This is a genomic window from Paenibacillus sp. CFBP13512 (assembly GCF_005233705.1).
GTDB classification, from domain to species: Bacteria; Bacillota; Bacilli; order Paenibacillales; family Paenibacillaceae; genus Saccharibacillus; species Saccharibacillus nuruki.
Map to the genome: position 1 here is coordinate 1 of NZ_QGAD01000032.1, position 23676 is coordinate 23676.

Here is a 23676-nt window from a genome sequence, read left to right on the forward strand (position 1 = left end):
TTTTTTGAGAGTTTTTATTATTCCTCAAAAAGTTAAAATTGTAGTTGCAACTTTTGTTATTTTTTATATAGTTGTAAATTATTTTGTATATCAAAAGTATATAAATATATAACTAACTTTAAATATTTTATATATTATGTAATAAAGTTATATTTTTCTAAGATTAATATTTCAACTTATTCTGCTGTTGCACTTTTTTAATAGTAATTTTAGATAATAATTATGACTAATACGAAAATATTAATCATAATTATTATTTTATTATATAAATAAGCTAGGAGTAATTTAATGATCAATTCCACAATGCAAATTCTATTATCTACTTATAATGGTGGATTATACATAATTGAACAAATTGAAAGTATTTTAAATCAAAAAATAGATATAAATATTTTAATAAGAGATGATGGCTCCAAAGATAATACTATTAGTATTTTAGAAGATTATGTCGAACGTTATCCAGAAAAAATAAAAGTTATATACGGTAAAAATGTAGGAGTCATTGCGAGCTTTTGGCAATTGATGAAAGCAGCCGATCCTCAAGTAAATTATTTTTGCTTTTGTGATCAAGACGATGTATGGATGCCGGATAAAGCAAATCGTGCTCTTGAGCAATTAAAAATGATCGAAAATACAAATGAGTCTATACCTGCAATGATTTTTACAGCTACACAATTAACAGATAGTGAGCTCAATCCAACAGCGATTTGGCCAAGCATGCCTGAGAAAGCTCCTTCTTTTTATAATGGACTAATTCAGAATATAGCAGTAGGGGCAACGACTGCTTTTAATCAACAAGCTCGTGTGTTGCTGTTAGATACTCATTCTCCTGTAGATCAATCTTTGATTTTAATGCACGATTGGTGGATGTACATTACAATATCTTGTTTTGGAACCATTCATTTTGATCCAGAACCCTCTATTTATTACCGTCAACATGGTGGCAATGTAGTAGGTGGAGAATCTACCAAACTGCAAAAAATCAAAAAGAAATGGAACAGTTTTCGCAAACACAAAGACCAAAAATTGCTTGTACAGCAAGCTAAAGAATTTAAACGTGTTTATGGCGATCAGATCACAGATCCTCAAATGAAGCAACAACTTGAAGCATTTATTGCTCCACGTTCGACATTGATGCAACGTATTCAGTATCTACGTCAATGTCAGCTTTATCGACAATCTAGAACAGAACAATGGCTTTTCCGCTTTTTAATTATAATTGGCTATATTTAAGAAGGATGATAGAATCTATGCAGATTTATCTTTTTAAGATATAGATATGCTATAATGCCAGTAGATTTATATTTTAGTCAGGAGCGTTACCATGGACGTTAGCATTTTAATTTTAAATTATAATACTTGCCAGCTTACACTTGATTGTATTCAGTCTGTGTACCAATCGCAGACTCAATATGCATATGAGATCATTGTTATCGATAATGCTTCTAGCGATGGTTCCGCAACAGCGATTCCTGCTGCCTATCCAGAACTCAGTTTTATCGCTAATACCGATAATGTTGGATTTGCTAAAGGGAATAATCAGGGAATGAAGATTGCGCAAGGACGATATATACTACTACTTAATTCCGACACCATCGTTCAGTCTGATACTTTAGAGACGATGGTGTCTTTTATGGATGCTTATCCACGGGCAGGAGCTTCAGGCTGTAAAATTGTATTACCTGATGGATCACTCGATAAAGCATGCAAACGAGGATTCCCTACACCGGCAGCGTCATTTTATTATGCATTTGGATTTTCGAAATGGTTTCCAGATAATCCACGCTTCAATGGTTACCAACTAGGCTATCTGAATCCAGATGAGTCTTACCCGATTGATTCATTGGTAGGTGCATTTATGTTAGTTCGACGTGAAGTCATCGAACAGATCGGTGGACTGGACGAATCCTTTTTTATGTACGGAGAAGATATTGATTGGTGTTACCGCATCAAAGAAGCGGGTTGGGAAATTCATTACCGGGGAAATACACAAATTATTCATTATAAAGGTGCAAGCAGTCGTCGCAAACCTTTCAAAATCATTTATGAGTTTCATCGAGCAATGTGGCTCTTTCATCGTAAACACTATCGGCAAAAGTACTCTTTGGTTACGAACAGTGTTGTATTTATCGGTATTGGAGTCAAATTAATATTGTCACTGATAAAAAATAAATTATTACCTGCTAAAGCTACTTTATCGACAGAAGCAGAAAGGAGAACGTAAATATGATTCGTAAAAATCAACGGTTTTTAACTCGTCTGTATATTTTAGCTGATTTTTTGATCATTCAGTTTTCTTTTCTACTTGCCTGGTTTATAAAGTTTGAAAGTGGCTGGTTTGCTTATGATACTCCTATTGAATTTGGAGCTTTACCGATCGAGACATATGCTTTATGGAGTATAGTATATGGTGGTATAGCGATCTTGATTGGCGGAATGAGCACACTGTATTCACCGAAACGTAAAAAACGTTTTGCTGATGAATTACTGAAAATTTTCCAAACGCATCTTGTGAGTATTTTTGTACTATTAGGTGCCTTATTTTTTGTAAAAGAAGTCAATATTTCTCGTTCTTATTTGTTTATTTATGTGATTCTAACGTTGATGCTTATTATGGCTTATCGCTACGTGATTAAAAAAGGGCTAAAACGGGCGAGACAACGTGGATTTAATAAACAGTTTGTTTTGATCCTCGGAGCAGGTTCACTCGGTAAACGATTTTGCAATAACCTAGAGCAGTATCCAGAAATGGGTTATGAAATTGTTGGATTTTTAGATGATTATTTAGAAGATAATGAAGCTGAACCGAATAAGTACAAACCGATTTTAGGTAAAATGGATAAACTCGGTGAGATTTTGCATACGATGATGATCGATGAAGTCATTTTAGCTTTACCGTTAGATGCACATCATAAATATCCAAGCATTATTGCTGAATGTGAAAAAGCAGGCGTCCGGACTTTAATTATTCCAGATTTCTTTGATTATCTACCTGCCCGTCCATACTTTGATAACTTTGCGGGTATGCCTATGATTAATGTACGTGATATTCCACTCGATATTGCAGCGAATCGTATTTTTAAAAGATTATTCGATATTGTTTTTGCATTAATAGCGATTATTATTACATCACCAATCATGATTATTGTAGCGATTGGCGTACGAATGACTTCGCCGGGCTCTGTCATCTTTAAGCAGGAACGTGTAGGACTGAATCGTCGTAACTTTACGATGTACAAATTCCGCTCGATGCGTATTATTCCTGAAGGGCAGATTGATACAGGCTGGACTACAGCCGATGATCCACGTAAAACCAAATTTGGTGCTTTTATTCGTAAAACAAGCTTAGATGAGCTTCCTCAATTTTTTAACGTATTATTTGGAGATATGAGTGTAGTTGGACCTCGTCCAGAACGTCCATACTTTGTAGAACAATTCCGTGATGAAATTCCAAAGTATATGATCAAGCATCATGTACGTCCTGGAATCACAGGGTGGGCACAAAGCAATGGTCTACGTGGAGATACATCGATTGAAGAGCGGATCAATCATGATATTTTTTATATTGAAAATTGGTCATTATTATTTGATATCAAAATTATCTTCAAAACGATTCATAACGGTTTTGTGAATAAAAATGCTTATTAATAAGTACATCACATAGACAACGATAAGTAAGCAAGAAAAGTGTCTTGTTCCGGATATAAAGGAGCAGGGTACTTTTTTTGCATTTTATATGATTATCAATGGTAAAATAAATTTGTTCCCCTAAAATGCGAACAAAAATTGACACTTTGCATCGGCTATCATAGACTTAATTTGAAGGTTGTCCGAAGACGGAGGAATGAAGGTTGAGAGAACAAATCAAATCATGGCAACATGTATTTAAACTGGACCCAGATCGACCTATTTCGGACGATGAATTAAGACAAGTTTGTTGTTCCGGAACAGATGCTATTATGGTAGGCGGGTCGTCTGGAGTCACGTATGATAATACAGCTGATCTTGTAAAGCGCATCGGTCAATATGAAGTACCTTGTGTACTTGAAGTATCTGATTTAGAAATGGTTGTACCTGGATTCGATCTGTATATGATTCCACTGATATTAAATACTAACGATAGTCAGTGGATGATTGGTCAGCATGTAGCAGCGATTGAACAATATAGCCAACTGATCCCCTGGGACAAGCTGGTTCCTGAAGGATATATTGTGCTCAATGCTCATTCTACAGTTGCTCAGCGTACTGAAGCACTAACAGAGATAGATACCGATCGAGCAACTGCTTATGCTCAAGCAGGCGATCGTTTATTTCAGTTGCCGATTATTTATATTGAATATAGTGGGCGTTTTGGAGATATGACATTAACCGCTGAGATTCATCGATCTATACATCAAAGCCAATTATTTTATGGCGGAGGCATTAGAGATATGCATTCTGCTCGTCAAGCCAAGCAAGTATGTGATACCATTGTCGTCGGTAATATAATTTATGAAAATCTGCAAGCCGCATTAGATACTGTACAAGTTATCTCCAGATAACGAGAAGTATCCTAACTTGATCATAGATGATTTTCAACTATCATTGTTTTATTAAGAAAGGAGCATGACTTCCATATGAATACTGTGAATATACAGGAAGCAATCAATCGATTGAACCCTAGACAAAAAGAAGCCGCGCTCGCAACAGATGGACCGCTATTGATTATGGCTGGTGCAGGTAGTGGTAAAACACGCGTACTAACTCACCGGATTGCCCACATTATTGATGCACGCAAATCAGCACCATGGGGTGTACTAGCAATTACGTTTACGAATAAAGCTGCACGTGAAATGCAAGAACGTGTTTCTCGTTTGGTAGGTCCTGCTGGTCGTGAGATTTGGGTATCTACTTTTCACTCGATGTGTGTGCGTATTTTACGTAAAGATATCGAACGTATCGGATTCACATCTAACTTCTCTATCTTAGATTCTTCGGATCAATTATCTGTTATTCGCTCTTGTATGAAAGACTTGAATATTGATACCAAAAAGTTTGAACCTAAAGCAGTGCAATCTATGATGGGCACAGCCAAAAATGAATTAGTCTCTCCCGCTCAATATGAGCAAAAGATTGGTGACTATTTTGAAGGCATTGTAGCCAAAGTCTATACCAAGTATCAACAACGTCTACGTGCGAATAACTCCTTAGACTTTGATGATCTCATTATGAAGACGATTCAATTGTTTAACGAAGTTCCTGAAGTACTAGAATTTTATCAAAAGAAATTCCGCTATATTCATGTCGATGAGTATCAAGATACGAATAAGGCCCAATATATGCTTTGTAAAATGTTAGCAGAAGCTCATCACAATATTTGTGTTGTTGGAGATAGTGATCAGTCGATCTATCGCTGGCGTGGAGCAGATATCAGCAACATTTTGAATTTTGAAGAAGATTATCCAGAAGCCAAAACGATTTTGTTAGAACAGAATTATCGTTCGACTTCTAATATACTAAGTGCAGCAAATGAAGTGATTGGCAACAATACAGGACGTAAACCGAAAAAGCTATGGACAGATAAAGAAGGCGGAGCCAAAATCAAAGTATATCGTGCTGATTCTGAGCATGATGAAGGATACTTTGTCACTTCTGAGATTCATAAAAGTGTGAAAACCGGGCAACCTTATCGCAACCATGCAATTTTGTATCGTACCAATGCGCAGTCACGGGTTATAGAGGAAATTTTGATTAAATCAGATATTCCTTACCAAATCGTGGGCGGTATAAAGTTCTATGATCGTAAAGAGATTAAAGACTTACTCGGCTATTTACGTTTGCTTTCGAATCCAGATGATGATATTAGTTTAACTCGAATTATCAATGTGCCTAAGCGTGGTATTGGTGATACGACAGTAGCCAAATTAGCAGTAGCAGCGGCAGAAAAAGGCGTTTCTATTTTTAAAGTATTAGAAATAGTAGATGATCTAGGTTTTGCAGGTCGGACACGCAATATGTTGGTTGAATTTTACGATATGATTGCTTCACTTCATCAAATGGTAGAGTATTTATCGGTTACCGAATTAACGGAGAAGATTCTAGAGTTATCTGAATACCGTGTAGAACTACAACGTGAGAATACACTAGAGTCCAAGGCTCGTTTAGAAAATATAGAAGAGTTTTTATCTGTAACGATGGAATTTGAAAAAAATAACGAAGACCGTTCATTGATTTCATTTCTGACCGATCTAGCATTAATCGCAGATATTGATACGGTAGGCGATGAACCTGAAGAAGATGACGATGCTGTTGTATTGATGACGATGCATAGTGCTAAAGGTTTGGAATTCCCAACTGTATTTATTATAGGCATGGAAGAAGGCGTATTCCCGCATAGTCGAGCTTTTCAAGATAATGAAGAGTTGGAAGAAGAACGTCGTCTAGCGTATGTAGGCATTACACGAGCAGAGAAAAATCTATTCTTATCTTGCGCACAGATGCGTACTTTATTTGGACGAACCACTGCGAATCCACCTTCACGCTTTTTGGAAGAAATTCCAGAAGAGTATAAAGAAGATACAGCAGGAGCTCCTAACTATCGTCGTGGTGGAGCATCGCGCGGAGGAAGTAGTTATGGATCAGGTAACCGTAGTTTTGGAGGTAGTACGAGTAGCTTTGGTGGTAAACGCGAAAATACGGCTGCTTTTGGTAGTGGATCATCTGCACGTGCGGTACCTTCTACCAATGCACGAGTGACTGTGACGACAGGAGCTACACCTAAGCCTGTTGCTTCTGGTGGAGGTTCAGATAGCTTCCAAGCAGGTGATAAAGTATCTCATGGCAAATGGGGCATTGGCACAATCGTAGCGGTTAAAGGAACAGGCAACGATATGGAGTTACAAATTGCTTTCCCAGCGCCGACAGGACTCAAACGATTGTTAGCAGGCTTTGCTCCTATTACTAAAGTAGAATAAGGGATAAGCTATAACAAATGATTGGAATCGTGATTAGATTCACTCGATACGTATTTTCAAAACAGAACCGAATTTCTTACTGTTCGGTTCTGTTTTTTAATTTAAAATAAATATGATCTTATTGAATCCGGGAGGGTATACCACATATGGATCCGATGCATGAAATGGAAGAACTCATTACAGAGCTTAATAAATACAGCTATCACTACTATACGTTGGATGAACCTTTAGTCGATGACAAAGAATACGATGTACTGTATGACCGTTTGATCCAATTAGAAGAAGTGAGTGGAATGGTTTTACCTGACTCACCTACTCAGCGTGTGGGGGGAGAATTGTTAAAAGGATTTTTACCTCATCGTCATCTTTCACCATTATGGAGTCTGGACAAAGCTCAAAATTTAGAAAAATTAGCAAGCTGGCATACACGTGCTCGCAAATTAATTGTAGATTATAATACCAAAAATCCAGACACACCTTTGCCTGAACCATCCTATGCGATCGAACTCAAATTTGATGGTCTTACACTGAATTTAACTTATGAGAACGGTAAATTAGTTCAAGCTGCAACCCGAGGTAATGGAGTAACAGGAGAAGGTATTTTAGAACAAGTCAAAACCATTCGTTCGATTCCTTTATCGATTCCTTTTAAGGAAGGTAAGATCGAAGTGCAAGGCGAAGGCATTATGAACTTATCTGTATTAGCAGCATACAATGATAGTGCTACAGATAAAGACAAATTAAAAAATGCACGTAATGCAGCCGCAGGAGCACTTCGCAATTTAAATCCTAAAGTAACAGCAACTCGTCGGTTAAGTGCCTTTTTCTACAATATAGGTTATATGGACGGCATTCAGTTTGAAAGTCACCAAGAGATGATGCAATTTCTTAAAGACAATCATTTTAAAGTCAATCCGTATATCTTCTACTTTGAGAACTTTGACGATGTGATTGCGCAACTTGAAGATATTCAAGCACAGCGTACAGGATTAGATTACTTAATTGATGGGGCTGTCGTTAAAATTACCGATATGCGTACACGCGAAGTGCTCGGTTATACCGACAAATTCCCACGTTGGGCGATTGCGTATAAGTTTGAAGCTGAAGAAACCAGTACGATTCTAGAATCGGTTTCTTGGAATGTAGGTCGTACAGGTAAAATTACACCCCTAGCGCGTGTAGAAGCTGTTGAACTTGCAGGTGTAACCGTACAGAATTGTACGTTAAACAATATTGGAGATATCGAACGTAAAAATTTAAAATATGCTATAGGTACACGTGTCTTTATTCGCCGATCGAATGAAGTTATTCCGGAGATTCTGGGTAAAGTTACCGAAGAAAACGATGGAGAAGAAATCATTTTTCCAGATAAATGCCCTGCTTGTGGATTTCCATTAGAACAACGCGGAGCACATCTATTCTGTAACAATACTCTAGAATGTACACCACAGATTATAGCTAAGATTACACATTTCGCTTCTAGAGATGCTATGGATATCGAGACATTTAGTATCATGACCGCTCAACAGTTGCATAGCGAATTAGAAGTGAAAGAACCCGCAGACCTATATGCATTAGAATTTGAAAAATTAGTAGAGTTAGAACGTTTTGGCGAGCGCAAAGCGAAAAATTTATTGCAAGCGATCGAAGACAGTAAAACAAGAGATTTGGCATCATTCCTATATGCTTTAGGTATTCCGAATACAGGCAAATCGACAACTCGGATGTTGGCAGAACATTATCGTGATTTACACAAAGTTATGAATGCCACCGTAGAAGAGTTAATTGAATTACCGGATATCGGTAATATCGTTGCGGAAAGTATCGTTGCTTTTTTCGCCGATCCTTTTATGCAGGCAAGTATTCAGAAAATGCTAGACCGAGGCGTACAACCGCAATCTCCTGCTGAGCCAGTAGTCATTAACGCCGATTCTTATTTTGCGGGTAAAACGGTAGTTCTTACTGGTACATTACAGACGATGACTCGTGAGGATGCCGCCGCTCGCTTAGAATCTCTAGGAGCCAAGGTGACTGGTAGTGTATCCAAAAAGACAGATATTGTTATCGCAGGTGAAAAAGCAGGTAGTAAACTCACCAAAGCACAAGAGCTTGGTATTGAAGTCATTGAAGACGAAGAAGATTTAAAACGATTGTTGGAATTATAAAAAATAATTGAATCTACATGAAAACAGAAAAATGTATACCATTAAGCTTCTACCATCTATGCCTTATCAACAAAAAAGCAGTGTGTTTCTCTTTAGCTAAGAGTAAACACACTGCTTTTTTATTTATTATCATCAAATTCGATCTAAGCTTTAGGCAACCAGGCATCTTTATCATAACCACGTTGTTCCCAGTACCCTACATGATCTTCAGCAATCAGTTCAATCCGGTTGAGCCATTTTACCGATTTGTAAGCATACATCTGCGGAATAACCAATCGTACTGGCCCACCTAGATCAGCAGGAATAATATTACCATCATGCAATACCGCTACAATAATATCTTTCATCTGCGCTTGATCAAGTGTAAGAGAGTCCGTATAGACATTATCCCCTGAATAAAATTTGACCATGGTCGCAGAAGATTGAACACCTGCTGCTTTTAAAAAGTCACTTAAAGGAATACCTTCCCATGTGTTTTTATACACCGACCATCCAGTGACACAATGAAAGTCGCTCACTTGCACATCACGTTTTAATTTCAAAAATTGTTCCCAGTTCCATGTTTGAGGTTTATCGACCAATCCATCTATTTTGAAATCCCAGTTACTATTATCAAAATTAGGAATAGGTGTCACCGTATACACACGAAACTCACCTTGAGCACCACCACCGATAGGCGGAGCAGATGATTTTAGTGGTGTAGGATCAGGAATCATCTTATTTCCATTACTGGCAGCAACCTGTTCCCATGTACCTCCACTGGTCAAAGAACTTCCCAACCACCTTACAAACGTAGGCCCGATCGATACAGCGAGTCCAACACCTATAGCAGAACGCAAAAAGGTACGTCGTGTGTAAAAAGGAGAAGGAGCCGTTGGTGATGATGCAGCTACTACAGTGCCACTTTTATCCGTAATCGTTTTTTCTACAGTGACAGGTTGTTTGATCGTACGTTTTTTCGGATCTTTTAACCAAGCGGTACGTGTTAGAGAATGATAGATAATATAAGGAAGTCCCACCCAAGTCAGTAGATCATGAACAAATAAAGCCGAGTTAGCTACAGTCGGTCCTACTTGGCGTAATAACCATAATAAGATCCCTGATATAATCCAACCTACCAATAAGACCATAACTACAATAACATTGAATTTTTGCCCGGGTTTATCAGACAGCCTTTTCCAGTGCTTCGCTGCCAGAAATAAGTAATAGACTACAGGAACCAATAAAGCTAATCCTCCTATAATATGAAGCCAACGTACCCAGACTCTAACCTCACCCAGTATTTCTCGCCAAAAACCTCCGACAAGTACCAGACCTGTAACAGCTAGAAGAGCAACAAGCCAAGCATTCCAAGCATGCAACCGAATAAGCTTTTTACCAAATCCCTTTTGAACTGCTGCAATCCAGCGTCCCATGAATCTTCCTCCTTCGAAATGGATCTGCAGCGAATGAATACTATGCAGATCAACACCCTGTATTTATTTTCAGCGATCTCATTACGTCCTATCTGCATATTCGTAATAACAAGCAAAATAGTTCAAAATTCCGACTGGACGACGTCTTGCTTGTGATAGATGAACTGTATGAGAAAGGAAAGAAGAAAAAATGATATGACCGACATATTCAACAACTTTAAATACTAGATATACAAAGTTAAGCTAATATATAAAATTAATTATAAACCTTTCTAGTGGAATAAGGCGAGAAGAGAAGTGACATAAAGCATAAATAGATATCGGTTCGCTAATTTTCTTTTTTGAGCGTATAGAGTCAGTCAATTATTACATTGGCATTCAGTAGCGATTGACTTCGATACTCTCTAGGCGACATCCCTTTAATTTTTTTGAAAATTTTGGAGAACAGTAAAGGATCGATATAGCCTACTGAACGGGCAATATTACCAATCGACAGATCTGTACGGATCAGCATACTGGATGCTGTATCCATTCTGTAACGAATAAGATAATCTTGAATACTGAGCTTGGTTGTTTTTGTAAATAAGGAACATAAGTAACTTCGATTCAATCCGATAAAATGGGCAATATCTTCTACTGTAATCTTTTGAGAAAAATTCATTTCAATAAAATCTTTGACCTGCTCCACATAGATATCAGCGTTACTTCTTGTTTGCGCCATTAGCGTTTTCGGCGCATTTTCCATTAGTAGCGAAAAAATCATATATAACAATCCAGTCAATCGCGTTTCTCGGGCTGCTGGATATTCATTCGATTGAATCATCCACTGTAAATACTGATGTATTCGATCTTTGTGCTCGTAATAGACTATGGGAGAAACAAGAGTCATTCCTGCTTGTTCCAGCAGGGATTCGGCGAGCGTGCCATTGAATCCGATCCAACCGTAGGACCATGGTTCTGCTTCGTCTGCTACATAATAGGTAACTACATGGGGACAGATTAGAAAGCCTTGTCCTGAACCAATCGAATGTTGTACTCCATTCACCTCAAAAGTCCCTTTTCCCTCAAATACATAATGAAGCAGATAATGAGTTCTGACTGCCGGTCCAAACTCATGACCAGATATACAATCTTCGATCCCAAATTGGGTGAGATACAATTCGGTGTGTTGTTTGCTTCTTGGTAAATACTCGATCATTAGCGGTTCTCCTTATTTTTATAATATCTATCAAAATAACATATTTTCGAATCATCATGCCATATACGATATAGTTCGTTTCATATAACATTTTTATAGAATAATCATATTCATTGTTGCATACCAGACAATCATTAATCCATATTTTATGAACGATGGTATTACAGGTAGCATGAATATACATAATGGAATGAACAAGAAAGGGTGTTGGTCATGAGTGTAATCGTTCAGGAAGAATCTGGATTGTTTCATCTACAATCGTCCGGTATGAGTTATATGATCCAAATCGTAAATGGATATCCAGTGCATGTATACTGGGGAGCGCCATTGAAGCATCGGTCAGTGATGGAGAACCTGCTTATCCATACGTCTTCGACAACAGGGTTGGATAGACTTCCACAGGAATACCCACAGTATGGAAGTGGAGATTTTCGCAATCCAGCGTATCAGGTCGAATTAGCAGACGGAACTCGTATCACTGAGCTTCAGTACGACAGTTACCGACTGATCCAAGGAAAACCAGCACTGAGCGGACTTCCAGCAGTATATACGGAGAATGAATCGGAAGCACAGACATTAGAACTTGTTTTGAAAGATCAGTATTCCGGTCTTACAGTTGTGTTACAGTACACTATTTTTGAACAGCGAAATGTAATCATACGTGCTGCACGCTTCATCAATGAAGGAAAGGAGACACTGCGACTTCGTCGTGCTTTGAGTGCAAGTGTAGATATGTATGGTCAGGCTGAACTGGAGATGATTTACTTATCGGGTGCATGGGCAAGGGAAGGCAATATACAGCGAAGATCGCTTCGGCAAGGCGAGATTCGAATCGACAGCAAGCGTGGGATGAGCAGCCATCAGTTTAATCCGTTTGCTGCGCTTGTCACCCCGGAGACGACAGAAAATCATGGTGAAGCTTTTGGTTTCAGTCTGGTGTACAGCGGGGGATTTGAAGCCGTTGCAGAAGTCGATTCGTTTGGCTCCACAAGATTAGGTATTGGAGTAAATTCGTTTGATTTTGGATGGCAGCTGAATGCCGGAGAAGATTTTCAGACTCCTGAAACAGTGATGGTATATTCCAACCAAGGAATTGGAGAAATGTCGCGGACCTACCATCGTCTGTACCGCAGTCGATTATGCCGGGGAACATACCGTGATCGGGAACGACCGATTCTGGTCAACAACTGGGAAGCGACCTATTTTGATTTCAATGCCGAAAAACTAGTCTCCATTGCGGAGGAAGGAGCTAGACTCGGGATTGAGTTATTTGTGCTAGATGACGGTTGGTTTGGTAGACGTGACGCTGATAACTCGTCTTTGGGTGATTGGTACGAGGATCGTCGCAAACTACCTGAAGGGCTAGCTGATGTAGCGCAGCGTATTCGTGAAACAGGTCTACAATTTGGACTCTGGTTCGAGCCAGAAATGATTTCGCCGGAAAGCGAGCTGTATCGTGAACATCCTGACTGGTGCCTGCATGTTCCGGGAAGAAGACGTAGTGAAGCGAGATGGCAATTGGTACTGGATTATACACGCCCGGAAGTACGAGATTATATTTATAATTCACTTTCTACGATTTTCTCTACGGTTCCAATCTCTTATGTGAAATGGGACATGAATCGGGCCTTGACAGAGATGGGATCGGCAACATTGCCACCAGAGCGACAAGCTGAGACTGCGCATCGTTATGTACTTGGATTATATGAGCTACTAGAGCGGATAATGGTACAGTTCCCGAACATCTTGTTTGAAAGTTGCGCTAGTGGAGGTGGACGTTTTGATCCCGGAATGCTTTATTATATGCCGCAAACGTGGACTAGCGATAATACTGATGCGGTAGAACGACTCAAGATTCAATATGGCACGAGTCTTGTTTATCCAGTGAGTGCGATCGGTGCACATGTATCAGCTGTACCCAATCATCAGGTCGGACGCAGTACACCCCTTGATTTTCGAGGTAGTGTCGCTATGTCTGGCAATTTCGGGTATGAATTGGATCTCACAGCATTTACCGATGAAGAAAAGAATATCGTTCAGCGACAGGTTGCCAACTACAAAGAGATTCGCAGTCTGGTGCAGCAGGGAGATTTATATCGATTAAAGAGTCCATTTGCAGGGAACCAATCTGCGTGGATGTTCGTCTCGGAAGATAAAATGCAAGCTCTCGTCTATGCTTTTCAGGTTATGGCAATACCTAACGGACCTCAACAAATTCTGCGGTTGGATGGACTGAATCCAGAACTGGAATATGAAGTGAAATCTGATATCAATGAAGAAAGTAGTATATATGGAGGAGACCAATTGATACAGCTCGGTTTGGCTCTTCATTACGAGTCCAAAGACTATCAGAGTCGCTCTTTCACACTTCGAGCCATAGATAGGGTGCTTGAATAAGCAAGAATTGATCCAAAACAGAAAGCCCCTTTTTGTAGAAGGGGCTTTTTTTAAATATAAAGCAGGCTGGTTACTGGAGGTTAAATCATGTTTTTCGTTCGAATAATGAATGATATGAAAATAAGAAAGAAATTAGCCATTACGTTTATAACAGCAGCAGGCATCCCTCTACTATTATGCGGTCTTTTTTTGACTGCAAGATTGCGTGAAGTTGTAGTGCAAAGTACTTTGGTGCAGGTATCCAATAATGTAGATCGTGTTCAAAAGCGTACCGCAGAATTAATCAAAGTTCCATTAGATATTTCGAATCGGCTTATGAATGATAATCAGATGAAAAAAACAGCCAGTCAGACGTACAGCAGTTATACAGAAGTCATTCAGCAATATCACAACTACACGAATATTCGAGAATATATGCAGCTCTATAAAGAGATCTCGGGCATTCGAATATATGCGATCAATCCGGGAGCACTGAACAACTGGGAATTTATGCAGCCGACTCAAAAGTTACTGGATCAGATCTGGTATCAACAAGCAATAGCACAAAAAGGAGTGGTCGGTTGGAATATGATCCAAGATGAACGAACAAATGCTATGGAATTAAGTTTGATTCGCTCATTTCCTTTAGCCGCTTCAGAGCAAAAAGGAGTAATGGTGATTAACGTAAACAAACAACGATTAAGCGCCATTCTGGAACAAGAGTCTTTTCCTACATTTATTGTGGACAGTGAGAATCAACTGGTTGCTTCTAATTCTATAAAAGGGTCGGAACAAGAAGCATCGACTCTGTATAGTAGTAACGATATTTTGAGTCTTGCTGAGGGCAGTTATAATATATCACTCGATGGAAAAGACTCCAAAGTTGTAGTCGCTACCTTACAACCGAATGATAGCTGGAATAGTCTGCGGATGATCTCCGTTTTTTCAATTGCTGAGATTACTCGTGATGCCAATTATGTGATCTTTCTTGGCGCTATAGTGATTGCATCGAGTCTAATTGTTGCCACTTTTCTGACGTATGCTTCTGCTTTATTACTTTCCAGAAGACTTCAACGACTCAGCCATCATGTAGACAATGTTCGTTCTGGTTCGTGGAAAACCTTTTTACATATAGATGGCAATGATGAAATCGGAGTGCTGTCTCGCCAGTTCAATGCACTGGTGAAAGACATTGACAGATTATTTCATGAAGTCCAGACAACCAATCGAGAGAAAAGCCTGATAGAACAAAGACAAAATGAAATGAAATTTAAAATGCTAGCGAGTCAGATTAATCCTCACTTTCTATTCAATGCGCTGGAGTCGATTCGGATGGAAGCCCATATTCGCCAGCAGGATGATATTGCCCAAGTCGTATGGTTACTCAGTACGTTGTTGCGTAGTAGTCTTGAGACCAATAGCGATATGATCTTGCTGGAAACAGAACTGAAGTATGTTCAAGGTTATTTAGATATTCAAAAGTTCAGATATGAAGATCGTTTGCAGTATCAGCTAACGATAGAACCCGAAATCCAAAAGATCCGTGTGCCTCCCTTAATTATTCAGCCATTGGTGGAAAATGCGATTATTCATGGTTTGGATCATCGTGCAGAAGGTGGACAGATTAGAGTAGAGGTCACGCAGATCATAGGAGGAGCTCAAATTCAGGTGAGCGATAATGGTACCGGCTTTTCAGCCGAGCGACTGGAAAGTGTACAACAAGAGCTTGCTTCTCCGGCCAATGATTCAAAAGAACAGCGGATTGGTCTTCGTAATGTAAATGATCGGCTTGTGTTGTTGTATGGTCAAGCAAGCATTTTGCATATTAAGAGTAGCTACGGAAGCGGAACGACTATCACATTTATTGTACCGGGAGGCGATGATATTGATTAAAGTTCTTATTGTAGATGATGAACCGAAGTTGCGACAGGGGCTTCAAACATTAATTCCATGGAAGAAATTAGGCTTTGAAGTGATTGCAGTAGCGGCGAATGGAGAAGAAGCACTTAGGATCATTGCTCAAAAGCAGCCGGATATTGCACTTGTTGATATTCGAATGTCACTTATGGATGGTCTACAGTTACTTCAAGCTGTATCTTCGGAGGGATATCGTCTACACGTTATCATCTTGAGTGGCTATGCCGATTTTGAGTATGCCAAACAGGCGATCAAATACGGTGTTGATGGTTATCTTCTCAAGCCAGTAGATATTCAGGAGATGACCCATACGCTGGAACGCATTCGTGAACAGATAGAGCAGGAACAACGTCAGAAAGAACAGGAACGAATAACAAAGGCAGATCAGACTTGGCTGCTTCATCGTTTGCTTGTTCCACAGCATACAGAAGATTCTATAGTTTTGCGAAATATAGCACTAGATGCCGGAATGTTTTGGGAGAGTTATGAGATTGTTATTGTACGTCCACAAAATGCCAATGTGGATCTTTCGGATAAATTACATACATTCCTAAATAAGTTAAAGCCATGTCTAGAATATGACGGTAACGGAGTAGTTACTGTCTTTTCATCCTATATCGTTATATTTCTCAATCAACCGCTACGTGGTACAAAGTCTCGCCAGAAATATTATCAATGGCTTAAACAGACACTCGGGAGCAGTGAATTTATTGCTGCCACAGGTGGAGCTGTATCAACACCCGAGAAGATACATATGTCTTTTGCAGAAGCTGAATCTGCTTTAAAACAGGCATTTTTTCACGAAAAAGAAGAATCAGTAAGAGTGAGCTCTGCAAATTGTCTGGTACCGAATGCTATGGATACAAGGAATAGCCTTCCAGATGAAATGATGGGAGAGTTTACTCTGCGCTTATATTACAGTTTGGACACAGGCAATCACAAGATGATCCGACCGCTATTGGAGCAAGCTCTGTCTTTTTTTCTTGCTCAAAAGTATGACGAAACCCATATTAAAGAATCCTTTTTCTATCTATGCCATGCAGTGGTACACAAACTGAACATACATTCCTATACACACTGGAAAGATACAGAGAAGATTTCACATTTTTTAAAAGGAATTTTTGCATATGAGTATCTGACTGATCTTTTAGCAGAAATCCACTCTTTTCTGACGATGCTCGCCAAAGATACAGCACCAGAAGGTAAAGAAAAAGAATTAAAAATGATGATTAGCATTATTCATAATCATTACAGTGACCCGCTGAAGTTGGAGACACTGGCAGGAACACTGAATTACAGTACAGCTCATTTGGGTCAGATCTTCAAGAATAAAACAGGGGAATACTTTAATACTTATCTAGACAAAATCCGTATTCAAAAAGCCAAGGAATTATTAAATCAAGGAATGAGAGTCTATGAAGTCTCAGAAAAGGTCGGCTATACAAGTGTTAATTATTTTTATAGCAAATTCAAAAAGTATGAAGGGTGCTCACCTTCGGATTTTAAAATCCATAATTTGTAGATGCTTTTCACCGAAATTCGTTGTATGTCGGCTTGCTGTTCTCTGATTTAAGATAAAAGTCAGAGAGGAGGGGGAATATGAGCAAACGGATATTAGAAAAGGAAAGCGTATACAAAAAAGCAAGCCCAATCAGAAAAGGTAAATGGAAAGAATGGCATAATCAAAGATATTTGTACTACATGTCTATTCCATTTGTACTTTGGGTGTTTGTGTTTCAGTATTTTCCTTTGTGGGGTTGGACGATGGCTTTTCAAAAGTATAGACCAGGGTTAGGTTTTTTTGAACAGAAGTGGGTAGGTTTGGAACACTTTCGCACTTTGTTTCAAGATGACCACTTCTATCAGGTTCTTCGTAACACACTGGCAATGAGTTTCATGGGGCTGGTGGCAGGATTTGTAGTACCAGTCATTTTTGCCTTAATACTTAATGAAGTCCGCATTGGGGTAATGAAGCGATTTGTACAGACCGTATCTTATCTGCCTCACTTTGTATCATGGGTAGTTGCAGCAGGGATTGTTACCAAAATGCTGTCCACAGATGGTGGTGTTGTAAACAGTATATTGCTAGGTCTCAATCTGGTCGATCAGCCGATTCCGTTTATGTCTCAAGGACATTGGTTTTGGTATATCGTCACCAGTGCAGATATTTGGAAAGAAACGGGTTGGAACGCCATTATTTATTTGGCTGCTATTTCAAGCATTGGTCCCGAACTATATGAAGCTGCACGAGTAGATGGTGCCAGCCGTCTAAAACAAATGTGGCATATTACACTACCGGGCATCCGACCGACCATTATTGTGCTTCTCATTATGTCTATTGGTCACCTGCTAGGTAATGGCTTTGAAAAGCAATTTCTGCTAGGTAATCATATGGTCATTGATTATTCTGAAGTTCTTGATTTGTATGCGCTTAATTATGGACTGTCCATGGGTCGTTATTCATTCGGTACAGCGATCAATATTTTTAACTCGGTGATTAGTCTGTTCTTGTTGTTTGCAGCGAATGGCATTTTTAAACGTGTTACTAAAGAAAGCATTATGTAAGGAGGAAGAAATGGGAACTGCCAACAGTACGACATCGGCTAGCCGTTCTAAAAATAAACTACATACCAAATCGATACAGGATCGCATTTTGGAAGTGATCGTTTATGTATCCATGATTCTGGTAACTGTGCTAACACTATATCCATTTCTTAATGTACTGGCCATTTCTCTGAATGATTCGGTTGATACCGTCAGAGGGGGAATCACAATCTGGCCAAGAGAATTTACATTGAAAAATTACGATTTGATTTTTACGTACAAAGGTTTGATTACTGGATTTCAAAACTCTGTGTTGCGAACAGTTATCGGAACCGTATTAGGGTTGTTAAGTGGATCGATGCTGGCGTTTGTACTTGCACGTAACGATTTTGGAGGAAGAAGATGGATCTCCATGTTTTTAGCAATCACTATGTATGTATCAGGTGGAATGATCCCTGGATTTATTCTGATGAAGGATCTACATTTGATTAATACGTTTGCGGTATATGTTTTACCGGGTCTAGTTAGTGCATTTAATATTTTTGTTATTCGTTCTTTTATAGATGGGTTGCCTTACGCTCTACAGGAATCTGCCAAACTGGATGGAGCCAATGACTTTGTCATCTACTGGCGTGTTATTCTTCCACTTTGCAAACCAGCACTGGCGACTGTAGCGCTCTTTTTGGCAGTAGGACAATGGAATTCCTGGTTTGATACGTATTTGTTTAACGGGTCTAATGAAACGTTGACTACTCTACAGTATGAATTAATGAAAATTTTACAGAGTACGACAACCAGTGCAACCAATTCTCAAGATGCTTCCAATATGGCTGAACGGATGGCACAGGTATCACCCGAGTCTGTCAAAATGGCAATTACTATCATCGTAACGATACCTATTTTGATTGTTTATCCTTTCTTGCAGAAATATTTTGTAAAAGGAATGACGCTTGGAGCTGTTAAAAGTTAAACCATTTATATCTGACTGCTATAGTCTCAGATCTATGATTTATCATAATGAAGGAGGAAGCTTCATGAAGTCAGGCAACAAAAAAATAGTAGCTTCTGTATTATCGCTGGTCATGATCACAGCGCTTGTAGGATGTAACAATCCTTTCGCTACAGATTCGTCTGGAGATCATCTACCTGATAGCGGAGATGGAAAGCAACCAATCACCTTTACTTATTTTTCTGAAGATTCCAGTACCAATTGGAATAATATGAATGATGAAGTCGGCAAAGTAATCAAGGCGAAAACCGGTGTTACCTTAAGCGCAGAATTTGCTGTAGGCGATCCAGTTCAAAAGCTCTCATTAATCGCAGCAACTGGTAATTATCCAGATTTGATTGCAGCGAAAGCAGATGTGGGCAAACTGGTCGATGCAGGAGCTATTCTTGATCTTACTGATCTGATCAATGAACATGCACCGAATATCAAAAAAATGCTGGGAGACAAAATCGTTCGCACCAAATACAGTCTGGATGATCAAGCAATCTATGCTGTTCCTACCTGGTCAGCTGTAGATGAGAAAAAAATCAGAGCAGACGCAGGATTTGAACTACAGCATCGTGTTGTTAAGGAAGCAGGGTATCCTGAAATCCGTACAGTACAGGATTATGAAAAAGTGATCCAGTCTTATTTATCCAAGTATCCAGTAGATGAGAACGGTAATAAGAATATCGGAATGTCACTGAATGCGGATGATTGGCATATGTATCAGGTAACTAATCTTGGATTCCAGACAACTGGAGGCCCTGATGACGGAGAATATTATATCGATCAGAAAACACATCAAGCGACCTATCATTTTCGTCGTCCGGAAGAAAAGGAATTTTTTCGCTGGTTGAACCATATGAATGCGATCGGGTTATTGGATCCAGAAAGTTTTGTTCAAAAAACCGATCAATTCAAAGCTAAAGTAGCTTCAGGAAGAATTCTAGGTCTTGCTGATCCGGAATGGGATTATGGAGATGGCCAAAATGCGCTTAGAGCAGCAAGTAAGTTTGACCAAACATATGGTCATTATCCTGTTACTATGAGCAAGGAGTATAAAGATACCAGTTTCTGGCTAGCCGGATTTGATGGTGGTTATGGTATTTCGATCTCCAGTACATGCAAAGATCCAGTACGTGCAATCAAGTTTCTTGACTTTTTAGCTTCAGAAGAAGGTCAGGTTCTAAATAACTGGGGAATTGAAGGCAAGCATTATACTGTCAAAAACGGCAAACGCTCATTTATACCAGAAGTGCAGGAGAGAGCTAATAATGATAGTGCCGCATTTCAGAAAGAGGCGGGTCTTGGTCTGTACTGGAATATGATGGTTCATTATGGAGATGGCATTAAAGATTCGACAGGCAATTACTTTACTCGCAATTATCCAGAATTACTAAGTCTCAATTACAGTAATGCTGAGAAAGAGACACTCAAAGCATACAAAGCTAAACACTGGAAAGATCTTTTTCCAACCGAAGAAGACTTCCAGCCACGAGCTTATGGAGCAGCTTACACCATATCGCTTCCTAATGATGATCCATCTATGATTTTGGGAGCGAAGATGAAAGATATTACATGGAAGTATATCCCGGAAGCTGTGATGTCCAAACCGGAAGATTTTGACCGGATTTGGGATGCCTACATGGCGGAATTAGAAAAAGACGGCGTTCAGGAAATGGAAAAAATATATACACAGCATATTCAGGATCGTATTAAGTTATGGTCAACACAATGATTAGCATAGTAGAGTAAGTGATTTTTCTCAAAAAGATGTATAGCTAGATATAAGTTAAATGGACGGCTTGTTCAATATTCGATTATACAAGCCGTCCATTTTTATCACTTTATTGTAAACGATTACAAAATAATTCTTTCTACTACATCCAAATCAAAAATGAGAGTGAGGAAGATTAAGTGAAAAAAACAGGCATTGTCTTGATGGTTATTATCATGTTTGTTTCTCTAATTCCATTATCATCAGCAAAGGGAAAAGCAGAAATCTATGAAGCAGAGAATGGATTATTGCAGGGAGTCAATGAAGCTTCTACCGTAACGGGTTATTCAGGAGATGGATATGTAACAGGATTTGATGAAGAGGGCGATGCGCTAACCATAACTGTTGATCCTGCAAAAGAAGGTCTTTATCAAATTAACATACGGTATAACGCGCCCAATGGACCTAAACAAGCAAATCTGTTCGTTAACGATATCTCGGTCGGAACTGTTGATTTTACGCCAACCCATGGTTTCACAGAAATGGCTGCTACAAAAGCAATACTCAAAAAAGGAGCCAATACCATTCGAATCGATAAAGGCTGGGGATATTATGATATCGATTACTTCTCCATCCAAAAAGTAACCAAAGAGCCTGTTCATTCGATTTCCAAAACGTTGGTTAATCCTAAAGCATCACCAGCAGCAAAGTCGCTTATGAGCTATCTCGTCGATAACTACGGTCATAAAATCCTTTCGGGACAACAAGACTATTCCAATATAGATTGGCTCCAGACTCATCTAGGCAAGAAGCCGGCTGTTGTTGACTTTGATCTGATGGACTACTCGCCATCACGTGTAGAGTACGGCGCAGCTACTACCGAAACGGAAAAAGCAATCGACTGGGATCAACAGGGAGGCATTGTTGCTTTCGTCTGGCACTGGAATGCTCCGAAAGACCTCATTAACCAACCAGGAAAAGAATGGTGGAGAGGATTTTATACCGATTCCACAACCTTTGATCTTCAATATGCTTTATCACATCCCGATTCTGAGGAGTACAGGTTACTGCTAAGAGATATAGATGCTATCGCTACGCAGTTAAAAAAATTGCAGGATGCAAATATTCCAGTACTTTTCCGTCCTTTGCATGAAGCAGAAGGAGAATGGTTCTGGTGGGGAGCCAAAGGTGCAACACCATGTAAAGAACTGTACAGACTTCTTTATGATCGATTAACAAATGAACACCAGTTAAATAACCTGATATGGGTGTGGAACTCGGTATCTCCTGAATGGTATCCGGGAGATGATGTTGTGGATATTGTGAGCTACGATTCTTACCCTTCAGGAGGAGATTATAACGTTCAAGTAGGCAAGTATGATCAGCTGCTTTCTCTTGTCAAAGACCGCAAGCTTATAGCAATGACAGAGAATGGTGCTATTCCGGATCCGGATTTGTTACCTATCTATCATGCAGACTGGAGCTGGTTTAGTACATGGTCAGCTCATGATGAGAAGACTAACTCATTAGATCATTTGAAAAAAGTCTATAATCATGATTACGTAGTAACTCTGGATGAATTACCAAACATCAAAACCTATCCTATAGAAAATAATGAAATTCCTTCAGCACCAACAGGATTACATGCAGAATCAGGAAATCGCAAAGCAACAATAAGTTGGAATCCTGTAAACAATGCGAACAGATATACATTACTACGTGCAGATACACAAGAAGGGTCTTACAAGCAAGTAGCCTCAAACTTAAAAGCAACTCACTATACAAACAAAGGATTGGTAAATGGCAAAACATACTATTACAAAGTGAAAGCAGTAAATAATTCGGGGACTAGCACAAATTCATCACCTATACGTGTCACCGTTCAAGCAAAGAATAAATGACAATCATAGATTAGCAAAAACTATGGTCTTAACCATAGATATATAAGAAGCGGGAAAATGACAGCATACGCTCCAAATGGTGTGCCTATATTTTCCCGCTTCGTTTGTTTCCTTTCATAGGATTGAATCATTGAGTAGTTATTCTATTAGGTTATATTATTTTCTTCCTTCTATACCCTAAAGAAACACATTCTTATTCAAACCAAATAATGAAAGAGTCACTTATCATCTATACAAGAAAAATAAAATACTAAAAGGCTTGCTTCCTTCATATAAATATGATACATTATTTAAGTCGCCTCAAAGCAATACAATATGATTTGAAAAAATAATGTTGAAAAAAAGAGTTGACAAACAAACTTAGAAAATGATATGATCTAAGAGTTCTAAAAAATACAAACGCAGCGAAACAACATACTGCAAGTTCTTTGAAAACTGAACAACGAGTGAGTAAATGAAGGTCTTAGCCGACCTTTAAAATAGAGAACTTCGGTTCTCG

The 23676-nt window shown here is 39.0% G+C and carries 15 protein-coding genes; 13 read left to right on the forward strand and 2 right to left on the reverse strand.

Translation table 11 applies throughout. The features are described from left to right. Positions 1-288 precede the first annotated feature (288 nt). From PaeCFBP13512_RS22595 to ligA, 6 genes are all read left to right on the forward strand, one after another. Complete coding sequence (locus PaeCFBP13512_RS22595) at positions 289-1233, forward strand: glycosyltransferase family 2 protein (RefSeq protein WP_137226207.1); 945 nt, start codon at positions 289-291, stop codon at positions 1231-1233. Positions 1234-1324: 91 nt separating this feature from the next. Further along, positions 1325-2224, forward strand: coding sequence for a glycosyltransferase family 2 protein (locus tag PaeCFBP13512_RS22600; RefSeq protein WP_137226209.1), 900 nt, complete (start codon positions 1325-1327; stop codon positions 2222-2224). 2 nt (positions 2225-2226) lie between these two features. Then, a complete protein-coding gene (locus tag PaeCFBP13512_RS22605) occupies positions 2227-3648 on the forward strand; it encodes an undecaprenyl-phosphate glucose phosphotransferase (RefSeq protein WP_137226211.1) in 1422 nt (473 codons plus the stop codon). Between the two features lie 203 nt (positions 3649-3851). Beyond that, positions 3852-4541 carry a heptaprenylglyceryl phosphate synthase gene (locus PaeCFBP13512_RS22610; RefSeq protein WP_069328568.1) on the forward strand — a complete coding sequence of 230 codons (690 nt, stop codon included), beginning with the start codon at positions 3852-3854 and terminating at the stop codon, positions 4539-4541. 75 nt (positions 4542-4616) lie between these two features. Beyond that, the gene (gene pcrA / locus PaeCFBP13512_RS22615) at positions 4617-6953 is read left to right on the forward strand and encodes a DNA helicase PcrA (RefSeq protein ID WP_137226213.1); all 2337 of its coding nucleotides are present in this window, start codon (positions 4617-4619) and stop codon (positions 6951-6953) included. Between the two features lie 146 nt (positions 6954-7099). Continuing rightward, on the forward strand, positions 7100-9118 hold the full coding sequence (gene ligA / locus PaeCFBP13512_RS22620; protein WP_137226215.1) for an NAD-dependent DNA ligase LigA: 2019 nt from the start codon (positions 7100-7102) through the stop codon (positions 9116-9118). Positions 9119-9261: 143 nt separating this feature from the next. Here ligA and PaeCFBP13512_RS22625 read toward each other — a convergent pair whose 3' ends face one another. Next, the gene (locus PaeCFBP13512_RS22625) at positions 9262-10533 is read right to left on the reverse strand and encodes a molybdopterin-dependent oxidoreductase (RefSeq protein WP_137226217.1); all 1272 of its coding nucleotides are present in this window, start codon (positions 10531-10533) and stop codon (positions 9262-9264) included. A 355-nt stretch (positions 10534-10888) separates the two neighbouring features. Further along, on the reverse strand, positions 10889-11731 hold the full coding sequence (locus PaeCFBP13512_RS22630; protein WP_069328572.1) for an AraC family transcriptional regulator: 843 nt from the start codon (positions 11729-11731) through the stop codon (positions 10889-10891). Between the two features lie 213 nt (positions 11732-11944). Here PaeCFBP13512_RS22630 and PaeCFBP13512_RS22635 point away from each other — a divergent pair, with 213 nt between their 5' ends. The 7 genes from PaeCFBP13512_RS22635 to PaeCFBP13512_RS22665 all read left to right on the forward strand — a co-directional run bounded on the left by PaeCFBP13512_RS22635 (position 11945) and on the right by PaeCFBP13512_RS22665 (position 23177). Continuing rightward, positions 11945-14128, forward strand: a complete 2184-nt coding sequence (locus tag PaeCFBP13512_RS22635; protein ID WP_137226219.1) for an alpha-galactosidase — start codon at positions 11945-11947, stop codon at positions 14126-14128. Between the two features lie 87 nt (positions 14129-14215). Further along, the gene (locus PaeCFBP13512_RS22640) at positions 14216-16000 is read left to right on the forward strand and encodes a sensor histidine kinase (RefSeq protein WP_137226221.1); all 1785 of its coding nucleotides are present in this window, start codon (positions 14216-14218) and stop codon (positions 15998-16000) included. Further along, positions 15993-17546: a response regulator gene (locus PaeCFBP13512_RS22645; protein ID WP_137226223.1), complete on the forward strand. Its 1554-nt coding sequence runs from the start codon at positions 15993-15995 to the stop codon at positions 17544-17546. Before PaeCFBP13512_RS22640 ends, PaeCFBP13512_RS22645 begins: the two co-directional genes overlap by 8 nt. Positions 17547-17623: 77 nt before the next feature. Next, positions 17624-18589: an ABC transporter permease gene (locus tag PaeCFBP13512_RS22650; RefSeq protein ID WP_137226225.1), complete on the forward strand. Its 966-nt coding sequence runs from the start codon at positions 17624-17626 to the stop codon at positions 18587-18589. Positions 18590-18599: 10 nt separating this feature from the next. Beyond that, on the forward strand, positions 18600-19538 hold the full coding sequence (locus tag PaeCFBP13512_RS22655) for a carbohydrate ABC transporter permease (protein WP_137226227.1): 939 nt from the start codon (positions 18600-18602) through the stop codon (positions 19536-19538). A 64-nt stretch (positions 19539-19602) separates the two neighbouring features. Beyond that, on the forward strand, positions 19603-21297 hold the full coding sequence (locus tag PaeCFBP13512_RS22660) for an ABC transporter substrate-binding protein (protein WP_137226228.1): 1695 nt from the start codon (positions 19603-19605) through the stop codon (positions 21295-21297). A gap of 179 nt (positions 21298-21476) precedes the next feature. Continuing rightward, positions 21477-23177: a glycosyl hydrolase gene (locus PaeCFBP13512_RS22665; protein ID WP_137226230.1), complete on the forward strand. Its 1701-nt coding sequence runs from the start codon at positions 21477-21479 to the stop codon at positions 23175-23177. The last annotated feature ends 499 nt before the right edge of the window (positions 23178-23676 follow it).